We start from the raw sequence: 12,917 nt of genomic DNA on the forward strand, positions 1-12,917 counted from the left end.
CTTCTCGCGCACATTCCACGAGCGCTAGCGGCACCTTTTATACAAAACCACGAATACTCAAAGAGCAAACTGCAGCTTGCTCACCAGCCTCCCAAAGCGCGCACTCGGCAGCGACAGCAAGGCCTCACGCGCCACCCAGCGCACCCCACGCACTTCTTCCCACTGCGGGCTCCATGGAGCGGACGCATCGCCCCGGAACAGGTACAAAAAGTCGTGGTGCACATGCGCGCCCTCGCCTTTGGCGGGGTTGGCAGGAATGGCTTGGCTATCGATGTCGATCAGTGGCGCATCCAAGTTTTGGGTAGCAGACTGAGCCAAGCGCACGTTCACGCCCGTCTCTTCCTCCACCTCCCGCGCGGCAGACACGTCCAGCCGGTCCAAGCCCTCGTGGTGGCCGCCAGGCTGTAGCCAGCGGTTCAGGGTGCGGTGGTGGATGAGCAGCACCTTGTCTACCGCCGCGTCGTACACCAAGCCGCTGGTGGTGATGTGACCTTGCATGGTGGCCCTTGAAAACGAGTCTGCGAACGTGTCGGCAAGCAGTTCAGCAATGGCCTTCAAGCCTGCGGACTCAGCGGGAAAGCGGGCTGAGTACTTTTGCAGTTCAGCGAGGGCGTGTGCCCGGAGTTCGGCAGGATTGGCCAAGGTTTCAAACAGCATGTGGGTCTCCCAGTGCCGCATGCAGCATCTCAATAAACACCCGCGTCTTGGGCGGCATGAGTTTGCGGCCGGGGAAGACAGCGGATATGGGCATGCGGGAGAAACACCAGTCGGGCAGGATGCGCACCAGTGCATTGCGGCGCACATCAGCCTGGGCAAACACATCAGGCACTGCACCTATGCCGGTGCCCGCCAGCACCATGCGCAACAGCAGGTCCGGCGCGTTGGCCGCAAAGCGACCGGGCGGTAGAGCCGTCCACTCCTGCTCGCCGTTCACAAGGCGCCAAGGCATGGGCTCCCCGTTACCACCCAACAAGCGAACCGCTTGGTGCTGCAGCAGGTCTTGCGGCACTCGGGGCGTGCCGTGCTCGGCCAGGTATTGGGGCGAGGCATACACCCCTGTCGACATGAGGCTCAAGCGCCGTGCGGCGAGCAGGCTGTCGTCCGGCAAGGCGCCGATGCGCACCGCCACGTCAAAGCCTTCACCCAGCAAATCCACCCGGCGGGCAGACAGGTCCAGCTCCAGCGATATGTCGGGGTAAATGGCCACAAAAGCGCCCAGCATGTCGGCCAGCAACAAGTGGGCAATGTCGGCCGGCATGGAGACGCGCAATCGCCCGGTAGGCGTAGCCTGGCGGCGCTCGCTCAAGGCGGCTACAGCCTCGACCTCCAGCACCACCTGCTTGGCGTGCTCCAGCAGTTGCTGGCCGAACTCGGTCAGCGTTTGGCGGCGCGTGGTGCGCAATAGCAGTCGCTCGCCCAAACGTTGCTCGAGGGCTGCGAGCCGGCGCGACACACTGGACTTGGGCAGCCCCACCTTGTCGGCCGCACGACTGAAGCTGCCCAGCTCCGCCACGCGGGCAAAGATGAGCAGGTCGTTGGGGTCGATGACAGTAGTCTGGAGTGCGCTTGATTGTTCCATGGCGACAACAATCATATCCATTTCATGGGATTTTCAGCTTTATTGATGAGGAATACAGTTCATCCATCGCAAACAACTTCCCTTTTGAAAGGAAACCATCATGTCCTCCAGCAACACTTCCACTACCGCTCAAAACGCACTCAACCTCGCAGGTCGTGTGCTTTTGGCTGCCCTGTTTTTGCCTGCCGGCATCAGCAAGCTCACCGGCTTTGAAGGCACCGTGGGTTACATCGCTTCCGTCGGTTTGCCGCTGCCCGCGGTCGGCGCTGTGCTCGCTCTGCTGGTGGAAATCGTCGGCAGCGTGGCGCTGATTGCCGGCTTCGGTACCCGCATCGCCGCGCTGGTGCTGGCAGCGTTCACGCTGGTGGCGAGCTTCTTCTTCCACGCTTTCTGGGCTGTGCCTGCTGACCAGGCCTTCATGGTGCAACTGCTGTTCTTCAAGAACGTGGCAGTGGTCGGTGGCTTGCTGGCCCTGGCTGCTAACGGCGCCGGTGGCTGGAGCCTGGACGCACGCCGCGCCTAAAACCTGGTACAGCTCGGCCCGGCACGCCGCACACAGCACTTAAACCACAGGCTGCCTTTGCGGCCTGTGAGTCCGTATCCACCAAGGAGATCACCATGACAGTTCAACAATCACGCACCATTGAGCGCCTGGTGGCGGGGCAAGCCACCTCGGATGGCGCAGGCGTCAAGCTCACCCGGGTATTGACCCAGAACCTGCAACACCGGCTGGACCCCTTCCTGATGCTGGACGCCTTTGGCAGCGACAACCCGGATGACTACATTGCCGGCTTTCCCGAGCATCCGCACCGCGGGTTCGAGACCGTGTCGTACATGCTGAGCGGCCGCATGCGCCACCGCGACAGCGCGGGCCACGAGGGCCTCGTCACAGACGGTGGCGTGCAGTGGATGACCGCAGCACGCGGCGTAATCCACTCCGAAATCCCGCAGCAGACCGAAGGCCGCATGGAAGGCTTTCAGCTCTGGCTGAACCTGCACAGCAGCGAAAAGATGGGCGCCCCCTGGTACCGCGACATCCAGGCGACCGACCTGCCCAAAGTCACTACCGATCAAGGGGTGCAGCTGACCGTGATTGCCGGCGAAAGCCATGGCACCGTGGGCGCAGTGCAGCGCGAGAAAACACAGCCGCTATACCTCGATGTGCACATGCCCGCCGGCAGCACCTTCAGCCAACCTCTGCCCGCCACGCACAACGCGTTCATTTATGTGTATCGCGGCGAGGTACAAGTGGGCGAGAAGACTGTGCCCGCCCAGCGCATGGCCATCTTCAGCAATGATGCGGCCAGCGATGGCGTGACGATTAACGCCAGCGCGGACGCCAAATTCCTGCTGATTGCCGGCAAGCCCCTGAAAGAGCCCATCGTGCAATACGGCCCCTTTGTCATGAACTCGCAGCAGGAGATCTATCAGGCGCTGAGCGATTTCAGGGATGGAGTCTTGGGTGCGCCGTCAGCCGCCTGAATGACTCCTTGCCCTAAGCTCGGGCCATGACAGTGTCCACACGCCCCGCTTCGAGGCCTTCCATAGTCAACCTCGCCCTCCAGGGCGGAGGCTCACACGGGGCATTTACATGGGGCGTGCTGGACGCACTCCTTGAAGATGGTCGACTGGACTTTGAAGGCATTAGCGGCACCAGTGCCGGCGCCATGAATGCGGTGGCGCTGGCCCACGGCTTTGCACAAGCTGAGGGCAAATCGCGCAAAGTGGCCAGAGACAGCGCCCGACAGTCGCTGGCACATTTTTGGGAAGGTGTGGTCAACATGGGCGCCCTCAGCAGCACACTGGCCGGCGCCCACAAGGTGCCGTTTGATTTGCTGTTCGGCGGGCTCTCAGCCCTCACCGGCTCGGCGTCCCCGAGCCAGATCCTCTCGGACGCGGTCACCAGTTTCTGGACGCAGGCCGTATCGCCTTATCAAAGCAACCCGCTGGACATCAACCCGTTGCGCACCTTCCTGGAGCGACAAATGGACTTTGAGCGCCTGGCCGCCTACCAGCCGCTCAAGGTGTTTGTGGTGGCCACCAAGGTGCGCACTGGCAAGGCCGAGATTTTTTCCGGCAAGCGTCTCACAGCCGATGCAGTGATGGCCTCCGCCTGCCTGCCCACCGTGTTTCAGGCGGTGGAGATCGAAGGCGAACACTACTGGGACGGTGGCTACGCCGGCAACCCCGCCATCCACCCCCTCATTTACGAGTGCAAAAGTCCGGACGTGATGCTGGTGCAGATCAACCCCATCGAACGCCACAAGCTGCCCACCACTGCCGCAGGCATTCTGGACCGGCTCAACGAAATCACCTTCAACTCAGCGCTGATTGCCGAGATGCGGGCTATCGACTTTGTGAAGCGCTTGCTGGCCGAGGGCAAACTGGACCCAAGCCGCTACAAGAACGTTCTGATGCACCGCATAGATGGGGGTGGCGCGCTCGAGGCCTACCCCGCTTCCACCAAGTCCGACACCGACGCCAAGCTCATCCACGCCCTGCGGGACTTGGGCCGCGCGTCCGCCCAGCAGTGGCTCAAAAAACATGTGGCTTCCATCGGGGTGGAGTGCAGCATCAACATCGCTACCGATTACCTCGACGATCTGCGGGTCCCGACCACAGGCTGATGCAAAAAAACCCCCTGCATGACCGACGTACCGGCAACACAGCGGGGTTGTAGGCCGCCACCCGAAGGCGGCGGCAGTCACCATCACTTAGCTCAGACGAGGTCGAAACGGTCCAGGTTCATCACCTTGGTCCATGCGGCCACAAAGTCGCGCACAAACTTGGCTTGCGCATCGTCCGTGGCGTACACCTCAGCCAAGGCACGCAGCTGCGAGTTGGAGCCGAACACCAGGTCCACCACGGTGCCGGTCCACTTCAGGGCACCGGTTTGGCGGTCGCGGCCTTCGAGCACGCCAGCCTCTGTCGCCTTAGTCCACTTCGTACGCATGTCGAGCAGATTCACAAAGAAGTCGTTGCTCAGCGTTTCAGGCCGGGTGGTGAACACACCATGCTGCGCCTGGCCCACATTGGCATTGAGCGCACGCAGGCCACCGACCAGCACCGTCATCTCGGGTGCGCTCAGGGTGAGCAACTGGGCCTTGTCGAGCAGCAACTCGGCAGCCACACCTTCCAGCCCTTGGTGAGCGTAGTTGCGGAAGCCATCGGCCACCGGCTCCAGCACCTGGTAGGACTCCACATCGGTTTGCGCTTGCGAGGCATCCATGCGGCCGGGGGAAAAAGGCACGGTCACGGTTTGACCCGCTTTCTGAGCGGCCGCTTCCACCGCAGCGCTGCCTGCCAAGACAATCAAGTCGGCCAACGAGATCTTCTTGCCGCCGCTCTGGGCCGCGTTGAAGGCTTGCTGAATGGCTTCGAGCTTGCCCAAAACTTTAGCCAGCTGCGCAGGCTGGTTGGCCGCCCAGTCTTTGGCAGGAGCCAAGCGGATGCGGGCACCGTTGGCACCGCCGCGCTTGTCGCTGCCGCGGAAGGTAGAGGCAGAGGCCCATGCGGTACCCACCAGCTCAGAGATGCTCAGGCCGGAGCCCAGCACCTGGGCTTTGAGCGCAGCGACATCGGCGGCATCCACCAAGGCGTGGTCCACGCCCGGAATCGGGTCCTGCCAGCTCAGCACCTCGGAGGGCACCAGCTTGCCCAGGTAGCGGACACGGGGGCCCATGTCGCGGTGGGTGAGCTTGAACCAGGCACGCGCAAACGCGTCGGCAAACTCGGCCGGGTTCTGGTGGAATCGGCGCGAAATCTTCTCGTACGCCGGGTCCATGCGCAGCGACATGTCGGCCGTAGTCATCATGGGCGGGTGCTTCTTGGATGCATCGTGCGCGTCCGGAATCATGTGCTCCGGCTTCACATTCTGGGCGACCCACTGGTGCGCGCCGGCGGGGCTCTTGGTCAGCGCCCATTCGTAGCCGAACAGCATGTCGAAATAGCCGCTGTCCCAGGTGGTGGGGTTGGGCTTCCAGGCGCCTTCAATGCCGCTGGTAGTGGTATCCACACCTTTACCGCTGCCGAGCTTGTTGATCCAGCCAAAGCCTTGTTCTTCAATGCCTGCCGCTTCGGGCTCGGGGCCCACCAGGGTCGGGTCGCCAGCACCGTGCGCTTTACCGAAGGTGTGGCCGCCGGCCACCAGGGCTACGGTTTCTTCGTCGTTCATGGCCATGCGGGCAAAGGTTTCGCGCACATCGCGGCCGCTGGCCACGGGGTCGGGCTTGCCGTCCGGACCTTCGGGGTTCACGTAAATCAGGCCCATCTGCACGGCAGCCAGCGGGCTCTCGAGTTTGCGGTCACCGCTGTAGCGGCTGTTTTCCTTGTCGCTGGTGGCGAGCCACGCCTTCTCGGCACCCCAGTAAATGTCTTGTTCAGGTTCCCAGATGTCTTCACGGCCACCGGCGAAACCGAAGGTCTTGAAGCCCATGGATTCGAGTGCCACGTTGCCGGCCAGAATCATCAAATCTGCCCAGGAGAGTTTGCGACCGTACTTTTGCTTGATGGGCCAGAGCAGGCGGCGGGCTTTGTCGAGGTTGCCGTTGTCCGGCCAGCTGTTGAGCGGGGCGAAGCGTTGGCTGCCGGACCCGGCGCCACCACGGCCGTCTGCCGTGCGGTAGGTGCCGGCCGAGTGCCAGGCCATGCGCACCATCAGGCCGCCGTAGTGGCCCCAGTCAGCAGGCCACCAGTCTTGTGAATCGGTCATCAGCGCGGTCAGGTCTTGCACCACGGCGTCGAGATCAAGTGTTTTGAATTCTTCGGCGTAGTTGAAGTCTTCGCCCATGGGATTCGAGGCCGGTGCGTGCTGGTGCAGGATGCCCAACTTCAGTTGGTTGGGCCACCAATCGGCGTTCGATGGCGCAGCGGCTTGCGTGTGGCTGCGGGCTGCGTGGGGAAAGGGGCACTTGGCTTCTGTGGTCATGCGAATCTCCTGTTGCGGTTGGTAAATCGGTATGCGTTGCAGTTTAGGTTTTAGCTATCGAAATCACCAATTGGATTGCCCAATACCCGCCATAGGCATTTTTGTGGGAGCTGCGATGCATACACTCCCAGCCTAGTCATCCATTGAAGGCCCTTCACTTTGCAAGCTCTGCTCCACGCCATCGCCTCGATGGACATTTCCTCCCCCGACGCCTGCCGCCTTTTTCATGGCCGCGGCGGTCTGTACCCCGGATGCGAGCAATGGTCGCTGGATTGGTACCCGCCGGTGCTGGTGCTCACCAGCTTCAAACCGGTGAGCGAGGATGAGTTAGCCACCATCGGTGCCGCGTTGTCCGCGCGCTGGCACACACTCAGCCCCGGGCAGGCGCTGAACTGGGTCTTCCAGTGCCGCGCCGAAGGGCTGGCGGACACCCGGCTGATGGCGGGGACGGTGCCTGAGCCCCATGTGGTGACGGAGTCAGGCACCCGGTACAAGGTGCACGTGCTGCGGGGGCAGAACCACGGCCTGTTTCTGGACATGGCGGAGGGCAGGCGCTGGGTACGCGACTATGTGGCGGCCCACCCCAAGACCTATGCCCTCCGGGTGCTAAACCTGTTTGCCTACACCTGCTCGTTTTCAGTGGTGGCCTTGCAGGCCGGTGCGCGGCATGTGGTGAATGTGGACATGAGCCAAGGCGCGCTGGCTACCGGCCAGCAAAACCACCGGCTCAATGGCATCGAGAGCGGTGTGAGTTTTCTGGGGCACGACATCTTCAAAACCTGGGGCAAGATCACCCGCAGTGGCCCCTACGACCTCGTGTTGCTGGACCCGCCCAGTTACCAGAAAGGCAGCTTTGTTGCCACCAAAGACTATGCGCGCCTGGTGCGCCGCCTGCCCGAGTTGCTTGCCCCGGGCGGCCATGCGCTGGTGTGTCTGAATGCGCCTGAGCTGGACACAGCCTTCCTGAAAGGCCACATGCAAGAGCAAGCGCCTTCCCTTGAATTCGTGCAGCGCCTGCCGAATCCCGCAGTATTCGCGGATGTCGAGCCGGAGCGCGCGCTCAAGGTGCTGGTGTACAAAGCTGAAAACGCAGCGCAATAATCATTTCACAGCACCAACACCATGCCCGCCACCGAATTGCAATGCAAATCCGCCGGTACCGTCGCCGGCAAGCTCCTGTTCATCCCCACCGGGGTGGAAGGTCCCCTGTTGCCTCACATGCAAGACTGGGTGACCGCCAAGCTCAAAGCCAAACAGCCGGTAAAGGACATCAGCAACACGGTGCTGGTCAAAGGTATCAAGCAATGGACGGCCTATGAGGAGAAAGTTGGCGGCAAGAAAGTGATCACGGTTTTCAAGATCACCTGAGGGGCTGGGCCCCGGCAGACGCCGGCCACCTTCTTTCGGGACTAATCAAAAATTTCGTGTAGCCACGACTTCTTGCGGCTCTGCGGGTAGCGCTTGTATTCCTGGAAATCAGAATCCTCAAAGTCGCGGTGTTGCGGTTCGCGGGCTACGCGCGCCGGGGGCACCGCGGCCACCGCGGGGCCGGAAGCCTTTTCCAGCAGCTTGTCGAGCTCACCACGGTCCAGCCAGATACCGCGGCAAGTCGGGCAGTAGTCAATCTCCACGCCCTGGCGTTCGGTCATCACCAGAGTGCTATCGGTGCAATGGGGGCATTTCATATCAGGCTCCTTGGGGTCACAAAGCAAATCCGGCGGCAGACAACAGCAAACCACCTACGCCAAAGCCCGCCAGCAACTTGGCATCGCGCGTATTGCGGGCGGAGTACTCATGCCAAGCGGCATACATCACCGGCAGCGACAGGGCTAGGCCGATCCACTGCGGGGTAAAGAAATCAATATCCATCACAGTGTCTCCGCGTCCTGCTTGACCAAGCGTCCGCGAACGGGCTTTTGCTGACGGTGCAGGGTACGGGTCAGAGCACGCACCAAACGGTCCAGACCTTCGTCCAATGCGGTACGCCAGTCGCTGGCCAGGGAGGAAATGACCAGCACACCGGACTTCTCGGTTTTCACTTCCAACAGGCAGTGTTTGTCAACGCCACCGCGCGGGCCGTTGATGTCGGTAAACATGACTTTGGCGCGTGGAACTACTGCGCCCAAGCGACGCAACACAAAGCGCACACGTCGCAGGGCCTCTTCCCGCAAGGCACCGCCTTGAGGGTGTCGGGATTCGAAAATGACTTGCATAAAGCCTCTCCAAGCGATGAACAAGACCCGACCTTAGCCCGCGCCTCATTGCGTAAAAAGCAGATAATTACTTAGTTAAATTCCCTATAAAACTGAATATGAGCACCTCGTTCAACTACAAGCACCTGTACTACTTCTGGGTGGTGGCCAAGGAAGGGGGCATGTCCCGGGCCGCCGACAAGCTGGACATGGCAGTGCAAACCGTCAGCGCACAAGTCCGGGAGTTGGAACGCTCGCTAGGCTACGCCCTACTCAAACCAGCAGGGCGTGGGCTCGTCCTCACGGATGCCGGCGTCACGGCCATGCAGCTGGCCGACCAGATCTTCCAGATCGGCGAAAACCTGCCCACGCTGGTACGCGATGCGGCCAGCACACCGGCCACGCGCCTGGCAGTCGGCATTTCTGATGGCTTGCCCAAGCTGGTGGTGCGACGACTGTTGCAGCCGGTGATAGCCGAGCCGAACCTTCGCCTGATTTGCCACGAGGGAGAGCTGGAAGACCTGCTGGGCGACCTGGCCTTGCACCGCCTGGATGTGGTGTTTTCCGATCGCCCCGCGCCGGCCAACCCCAACATCAAGCTTTACAGCCACGCCATGGGAAATTCGCCCATGGCCTGGTATGCCACCCCGGCCATGGTGCGCGCCGGAGGTCGCAAGTTTCCCCACAGCCTGGCCGACATGCCGGTACTTATGCCCACAGCACATACCGCAGTCCGTGCGAGGCTGGACCATTGGTTCGAGCAAATCGGCATCCGGCCCCGCATCGTGGGGGAATTTGAAGACAGCGCCCTGCTCAAGACCTTTGGCGGCAGCGGCATGGGTGCCTTTCCGGCGGCCGAATGGGTTCAAGACGACCTGCTGGCGCACTACGGCGTCAAGCGTCTCGGGCCCTGTGAAGGCGTGGTGGAGCATTTCTATGCGGTAGGCACTGAACGCAAGGTCCAACATCCGCTGGTGCTGAGGGTGCTGCAGGGCGTCGTGTAAGTCGCCACGCGGGAAGCGCCCTTTCATTCAGTTTTTATAGGAATGAATTTCCACTAAACACTGGTTTTTCTTGAGGCTCATCATCCGTAATCTCCAATTCGTCCTTTGTTTTTAGGAGATGACGATGAAAAAGCTTTTATCTGTATTGGCCGTGGTGTTCTCACTGGGCATCGCGAGTGTTTCCTTGGATGCCGAGGCCGCCAAGCGTCTGGGTTCCGGCAAATCCATGGGCACGCAACGCCAGGCAGTGCAAGACAAGGCGCCTTCCGCGCCTACGGCACAAAATGCAGCGCCCGCTGCCGGTGCAGGCGCAGGTGCAGCGGCCGCTTCCAAGCCTTCCTGGATGGGTCCTGTTGCCGGCTTGGCCGCTGGTTTGGGTATTGCCGCGCTGGCTTCTCACTTCGGTTTCGGTGACGAGCTCGCCTCCATGATGACCATGGCCCTGGTAGCCTTCGCCGTGATGGCAATCATCGGATTCATCATGCGCAAGCGGGCCATGGCCCGCCAAGGTGGCATGGCCGGTGCAGGCGGCATGATGCCGGCTGGTGCTGCTGCAGGTGCTGGCACAGGCACATCCAACCAAGCATTCAAGGTCGCTACTCCCGCACCCTCCGGCCTCGGTGGTTCGTCCTCGGGCTCATTGATCGGTTCCGGCATCGGCGCGCAAAACGCAAGCACTGCCATTCCCGCCGACTTTGACCGTGCAGGTTTCGAGCGCAATGCCAAGGTGAACTTCATCCGCTTGCAAGCAGCTTATGACGCTGGCAACTTGGACGATATCCGTGAGTTCACCACGCCTGAAATGTTTGCTGAAATCAAGCTGGACTTTGCGGAGCGCGAAGCGGCTACCCAGACCAGCGAGGTGGTCCGTATCGACACCACCGTGCTGGAGGTGGTGGAAGAAGCAAACCGCTATCTGGTGAGCGTGAAGTTCACAGGCTTTATCCGCTTCGGCGCAGGTTGCGACGACGAAACGTTCGACGAAATCTGGCACCTGACCAAGGCTCGCCAAGGTAACGGCGGTTGGGTATTGGCCGGCATTCAGCAGGTCGAATGAACCTGGAGCAGTACCTACCGGTCCTGCTGTTCATTGCAGTAGGACTTGCAGTGGGAGTGCTCCCTCAGCTGGCGGGCTACGTTTTGGGGCCCAGCCGGCCCGATCCGGCAAAGGGCTCGGCCTACGAATGTGGGTTCGAGCCCTTTGGCGATGCGCGCATGCAGTTCAACGTGCGCTTCTATCTGGTCGCGATCCTGTTCATCATCTTTGACCTAGAGATCGCCTTCCTGTTTCCATGGGCTCTGGCACTCAAAGAGATAGGGCTGCCCGGCTTTATCGCGGGCATGGTCTTCCTCGGCATTTTGTGCATAGGCTTTGCCTATGAATGGGCCAAAGGCGCGATGGATTGGGAGGCTTGACGAACCGGTGGCGCTCAAACCGGGCGATGAACCCCCAGTGTGTAGGATAGAACGCACCGATTTCTGCGCTCCGAAGAGGGATTTTCTTGCACCCCGCCACCTCCGGCCTTTCATCCGCCCGCCATGTCACGGCCGCTGCGCTCGCAGCTGTGGTGGCATTGCCCATGCTCTGGAGCTTGGCTGCTGCAGGGGCGTCTGCCGCTCAGCTCGAAGCCTGGCGGGCCTTGTGGCAAGAACCCTTGGTGTGGCGGGCGCTGTGCCAGAGTATCTGGACCGGCTTGGCATCCACCCTGCTCGCGCTGGGACTGAGCGCTTGGATACTGGCCGCAACCGTGGGCCGCTTGCAATCGCTGGAGGGCAGTAACCGACTGGCGCGATGGCTGGCGCCCCTGCTCTCAGTTCCGCATGCGGCGTTTGCCATTGGCTGCGTGGCGCTGCTGGCGCCCAGCGGCTGGCTGCTGCGACTCTTTTCGCCCTGGGGCACCGGTCTGACGGACCCGCCGCCTTGGCCCACCACCCAGGATCCGTGGGGTCTGGGCCTGATATTCGTACTGGTGCTCAAGGAGGTCCCGTTTTTGTTGTGGGCCGCCCTGGCGCACCTGCAACGCCCGGATGTGGCGCGTCGCCTGCGGCAGGAGCTCAGGCTCGCCCACACGCTGGGCTACAGCGAGCGAGAAGCCTGGTGGCGGGTGGGTTGGCCGCAGTTACTGCCGCGCCTGGCGGTGCCTCTACTGGGGGTATGGGCGTATGGCCTCACGGTGGTGGATGTCGCGCTGGTCATCGGGCCGACCACGCCCCCCACGCTGGCCATGCTGGCCTGGCAATGGCTGCAAGATGCTGACTCCACTGTCAACGCGCAAGGTGCCGCTGCGGCATGGTGTCTCGCGTTGGTACTGGCGGTTGGTGCAATGGTGCTCTGGGGCTTGTGGCGATTGAGTTTCTGGCGGAAACGATGCACCCGGGGGCCGGTGAGTCTCTACATGCAAACCCAAAGTCTCCCAAAGCGAAGTCTCCTCGCGGCATCGCTTCCCGGTTCCCTAATTGGCTTGGTACTGGTTTACGCCGCCGTCATGTTTGCACTGCTAGTTGGCAGCATCACGGGGGCCTGGCCTTTCCCGGCGTTGTGGCCGCAGACCCTGACCTGGTCCGCCTGGCAGCAGGTCGTCGGCAGCCACAGCAGCCTGTGGACCAGTGTGTGGCTGGCGCTGGCCAGTAGCACCGCAGCGGTGGTGTGGACCGTGGCGTGGCTGGAGTGGGCACCGGCGCGCTGGCAACAAGGCCTGATGCCGCTGTGGATGGTGCCGCTGGTGCTGCCCGCCCTGTTGTGGGTGCTGGGCGTGCACCGCGTCAGTTTGGCCTGGGGTCTGGACACCACGGGCGTGGGGCTATGGCTGGCCCACACGCTGGCTGGCGTCCCCTATGTGCTGATGGCGCTGCAGGGCCCCTACCTCGGGTTTGACCGCCGCCTGCAGATGGTAAGCGCTACCCTGGGCCACCCTCGCGCAGTGTTTTTGTGGCGGGTGAAGTGGCCGCTGCTGCGTAGCGCACTCGCAGCGGCATGGGCGATCGGCTTTGCGGTCAGCGTGGCCCAATATCTGCCCACCCTGTATGTGGGGGCCGGCCGGTTCCAAACTGTCACCACCGAAGCGGTGACACTGGCCGCTGGCGGCCAACGCTCCCTGACGTCGGCATTCGCCTGGCTGCAATGGATGCTGCCGGTGCTGGCCTTCGGGCTGGCTGCCTGGGTGGGTCGTGCGCGGCGCTGGCCGGCACCCGTGCCGGCAAAGTCACAATAGCAA

At 62.2% G+C, this 12,917-nt stretch carries 15 protein-coding genes; 9 read left to right on the forward strand and 6 right to left on the reverse strand.

What is annotated here, in order from left to right:
• Positions 1-57: 57 nt before the first annotated feature.
• Both RAN89_RS17575 and RAN89_RS17580 read right to left on the reverse strand, forming a co-directional pair.
• Positions 58-657: an NUDIX hydrolase gene (locus RAN89_RS17575; RefSeq protein ID WP_313867506.1), complete on the reverse strand. Its 600-nt coding sequence runs from the start codon at positions 655-657 to the stop codon at positions 58-60.
• Positions 647-1,600, reverse strand: coding sequence for a LysR family transcriptional regulator (locus RAN89_RS17580; protein WP_313867507.1), 954 nt, complete (start codon positions 1,598-1,600; stop codon positions 647-649). Before RAN89_RS17580 ends, RAN89_RS17575 begins: the two co-directional genes overlap by 11 nt.
• Before the next feature lie 79 nt (positions 1,601-1,679).
• On the opposite strand from RAN89_RS17580, the gene RAN89_RS17585 reads away from it, so the two are divergent.
• From RAN89_RS17585 to RAN89_RS17595, 3 genes are all read left to right on the forward strand, one after another.
• Positions 1,680-2,102: a DoxX family protein gene (locus RAN89_RS17585; RefSeq protein WP_313867508.1), complete on the forward strand. Its 423-nt coding sequence runs from the start codon at positions 1,680-1,682 to the stop codon at positions 2,100-2,102.
• A 95-nt stretch (positions 2,103-2,197) separates the two neighbouring features.
• The gene (locus tag RAN89_RS17590) at positions 2,198-3,061 is read left to right on the forward strand and encodes a pirin family protein (protein WP_313867509.1); all 864 of its coding nucleotides are present in this window, start codon (positions 2,198-2,200) and stop codon (positions 3,059-3,061) included.
• Positions 3,062-3,087: 26 nt separating this feature from the next.
• Positions 3,088-4,206, forward strand: a complete 1,119-nt coding sequence (locus RAN89_RS17595; RefSeq protein WP_313867510.1) for a patatin-like phospholipase family protein — start codon at positions 3,088-3,090, stop codon at positions 4,204-4,206.
• Between the two features lie 92 nt (positions 4,207-4,298).
• On the opposite strand, the gene katG is transcribed toward RAN89_RS17595, so the two are convergent.
• On the reverse strand, positions 4,299-6,506 hold the full coding sequence (gene katG / locus RAN89_RS17600) for a catalase/peroxidase HPI (RefSeq protein WP_313867511.1): 2,208 nt from the start codon (positions 6,504-6,506) through the stop codon (positions 4,299-4,301).
• Positions 6,507-6,665: 159 nt separating this feature from the next.
• On the opposite strand from katG, the gene RAN89_RS17605 reads away from it, so the two are divergent.
• Both RAN89_RS17605 and RAN89_RS17610 read left to right on the forward strand, forming a co-directional pair.
• Complete coding sequence (locus RAN89_RS17605) at positions 6,666-7,607, forward strand: class I SAM-dependent methyltransferase (protein ID WP_313867512.1); 942 nt, start codon at positions 6,666-6,668, stop codon at positions 7,605-7,607.
• A gap of 21 nt (positions 7,608-7,628) precedes the next feature.
• Positions 7,629-7,874, forward strand: a complete 246-nt coding sequence (locus RAN89_RS17610; protein ID WP_313867513.1) for a hypothetical protein — start codon at positions 7,629-7,631, stop codon at positions 7,872-7,874.
• A gap of 41 nt (positions 7,875-7,915) precedes the next feature.
• On the opposite strand, the gene RAN89_RS17615 is transcribed toward RAN89_RS17610, so the two are convergent.
• The 3 genes from RAN89_RS17615 to RAN89_RS17625 are packed head-to-tail and all read right to left on the reverse strand — an operon-like array spanning position 7,916 to position 8,719.
• On the reverse strand, positions 7,916-8,191 hold the full coding sequence (locus RAN89_RS17615) for a TFIIB-type zinc ribbon-containing protein (RefSeq protein ID WP_313867514.1): 276 nt from the start codon (positions 8,189-8,191) through the stop codon (positions 7,916-7,918).
• 16 nt (positions 8,192-8,207) lie between these two features.
• Positions 8,208-8,375 carry a hypothetical protein gene (locus tag RAN89_RS17620; protein WP_313867515.1) on the reverse strand — a complete coding sequence of 56 codons (168 nt, stop codon included), beginning with the start codon at positions 8,373-8,375 and terminating at the stop codon, positions 8,208-8,210.
• Entirely contained in the window at positions 8,375-8,719 is a 345-nt protein-coding gene (locus RAN89_RS17625) for an HPF/RaiA family ribosome-associated protein (protein WP_313867516.1), read from the reverse strand. The genes RAN89_RS17620 and RAN89_RS17625 overlap by 1 nt, the downstream gene beginning before the upstream one ends.
• A gap of 98 nt (positions 8,720-8,817) precedes the next feature.
• On the opposite strand from RAN89_RS17625, the gene RAN89_RS17630 reads away from it, so the two are divergent.
• The 4 genes from RAN89_RS17630 to RAN89_RS17645 all read left to right on the forward strand — a co-directional run bounded on the left by RAN89_RS17630 (position 8,818) and on the right by RAN89_RS17645 (position 12,914).
• Positions 8,818-9,702: a LysR family transcriptional regulator gene (locus tag RAN89_RS17630; RefSeq protein WP_087495013.1), complete on the forward strand. Its 885-nt coding sequence runs from the start codon at positions 8,818-8,820 to the stop codon at positions 9,700-9,702.
• 124 nt (positions 9,703-9,826) lie between these two features.
• Positions 9,827-10,759: a Tim44 domain-containing protein gene (locus RAN89_RS17635; protein WP_313867517.1), complete on the forward strand. Its 933-nt coding sequence runs from the start codon at positions 9,827-9,829 to the stop codon at positions 10,757-10,759.
• Positions 10,756-11,118 carry an NADH-quinone oxidoreductase subunit A gene (locus tag RAN89_RS17640; protein ID WP_313867518.1) on the forward strand — a complete coding sequence of 121 codons (363 nt, stop codon included), beginning with the start codon at positions 10,756-10,758 and terminating at the stop codon, positions 11,116-11,118. The genes RAN89_RS17635 and RAN89_RS17640 overlap by 4 nt, the downstream gene beginning before the upstream one ends.
• Before the next feature lie 86 nt (positions 11,119-11,204).
• Complete coding sequence (locus RAN89_RS17645) at positions 11,205-12,914, forward strand: ABC transporter permease (RefSeq protein ID WP_313867519.1); 1,710 nt, start codon at positions 11,205-11,207, stop codon at positions 12,912-12,914.
• The last annotated feature ends 3 nt before the right edge of the window (positions 12,915-12,917 follow it).

Source organism: Rhodoferax mekongensis, assembly GCF_032191775.1.
GTDB classification, from domain to species: Bacteria; Pseudomonadota; Gammaproteobacteria; order Burkholderiales; family Burkholderiaceae_C; genus Allorhodoferax; species Allorhodoferax mekongensis.

Excerpts from the sequence above, each read along its gene's own strand:
- RAN89_RS17610 (WP_313867513.1), top strand. The coding sequence starts at position 7,629 with ATGCCCGCCACCGAATTGCAATGCAAATCCGCCGGTACCGTCGCCGGC.
- RAN89_RS17580 (WP_313867507.1), bottom strand. The coding sequence starts at position 1,600 with ATGGATATGATTGTTGTCGCCATGGAACAATCAAGCGCACTCCAGACT.
- RAN89_RS17630 (WP_087495013.1), top strand. The coding sequence starts at position 8,818 with ATGAGCACCTCGTTCAACTACAAGCACCTGTACTACTTCTGGGTGGTG.
- RAN89_RS17590 (WP_313867509.1), top strand. The coding sequence starts at position 2,198 with ATGACAGTTCAACAATCACGCACCATTGAGCGCCTGGTGGCGGGGCAA.
- RAN89_RS17575 (WP_313867506.1), bottom strand. The coding sequence starts at position 657 with ATGCTGTTTGAAACCTTGGCCAATCCTGCCGAACTCCGGGCACACGCC.
- katG (WP_313867511.1), bottom strand. The coding sequence starts at position 6,506 with ATGACCACAGAAGCCAAGTGCCCCTTTCCCCACGCAGCCCGCAGCCAC.
- RAN89_RS17640 (WP_313867518.1), top strand. The coding sequence starts at position 10,756 with ATGAACCTGGAGCAGTACCTACCGGTCCTGCTGTTCATTGCAGTAGGA.
- RAN89_RS17620 (WP_313867515.1), bottom strand. The coding sequence starts at position 8,375 with ATGGATATTGATTTCTTTACCCCGCAGTGGATCGGCCTAGCCCTGTCG.
- RAN89_RS17615 (WP_313867514.1), bottom strand. The coding sequence starts at position 8,191 with ATGAAATGCCCCCATTGCACCGATAGCACTCTGGTGATGACCGAACGC.
- RAN89_RS17595 (WP_313867510.1), top strand. The coding sequence starts at position 3,088 with ATGACAGTGTCCACACGCCCCGCTTCGAGGCCTTCCATAGTCAACCTC.
- RAN89_RS17585 (WP_313867508.1), top strand. The coding sequence starts at position 1,680 with ATGTCCTCCAGCAACACTTCCACTACCGCTCAAAACGCACTCAACCTC.
- RAN89_RS17635 (WP_313867517.1), top strand. The coding sequence starts at position 9,827 with ATGAAAAAGCTTTTATCTGTATTGGCCGTGGTGTTCTCACTGGGCATC.
- RAN89_RS17625 (WP_313867516.1), bottom strand. The coding sequence starts at position 8,719 with ATGCAAGTCATTTTCGAATCCCGACACCCTCAAGGCGGTGCCTTGCGG.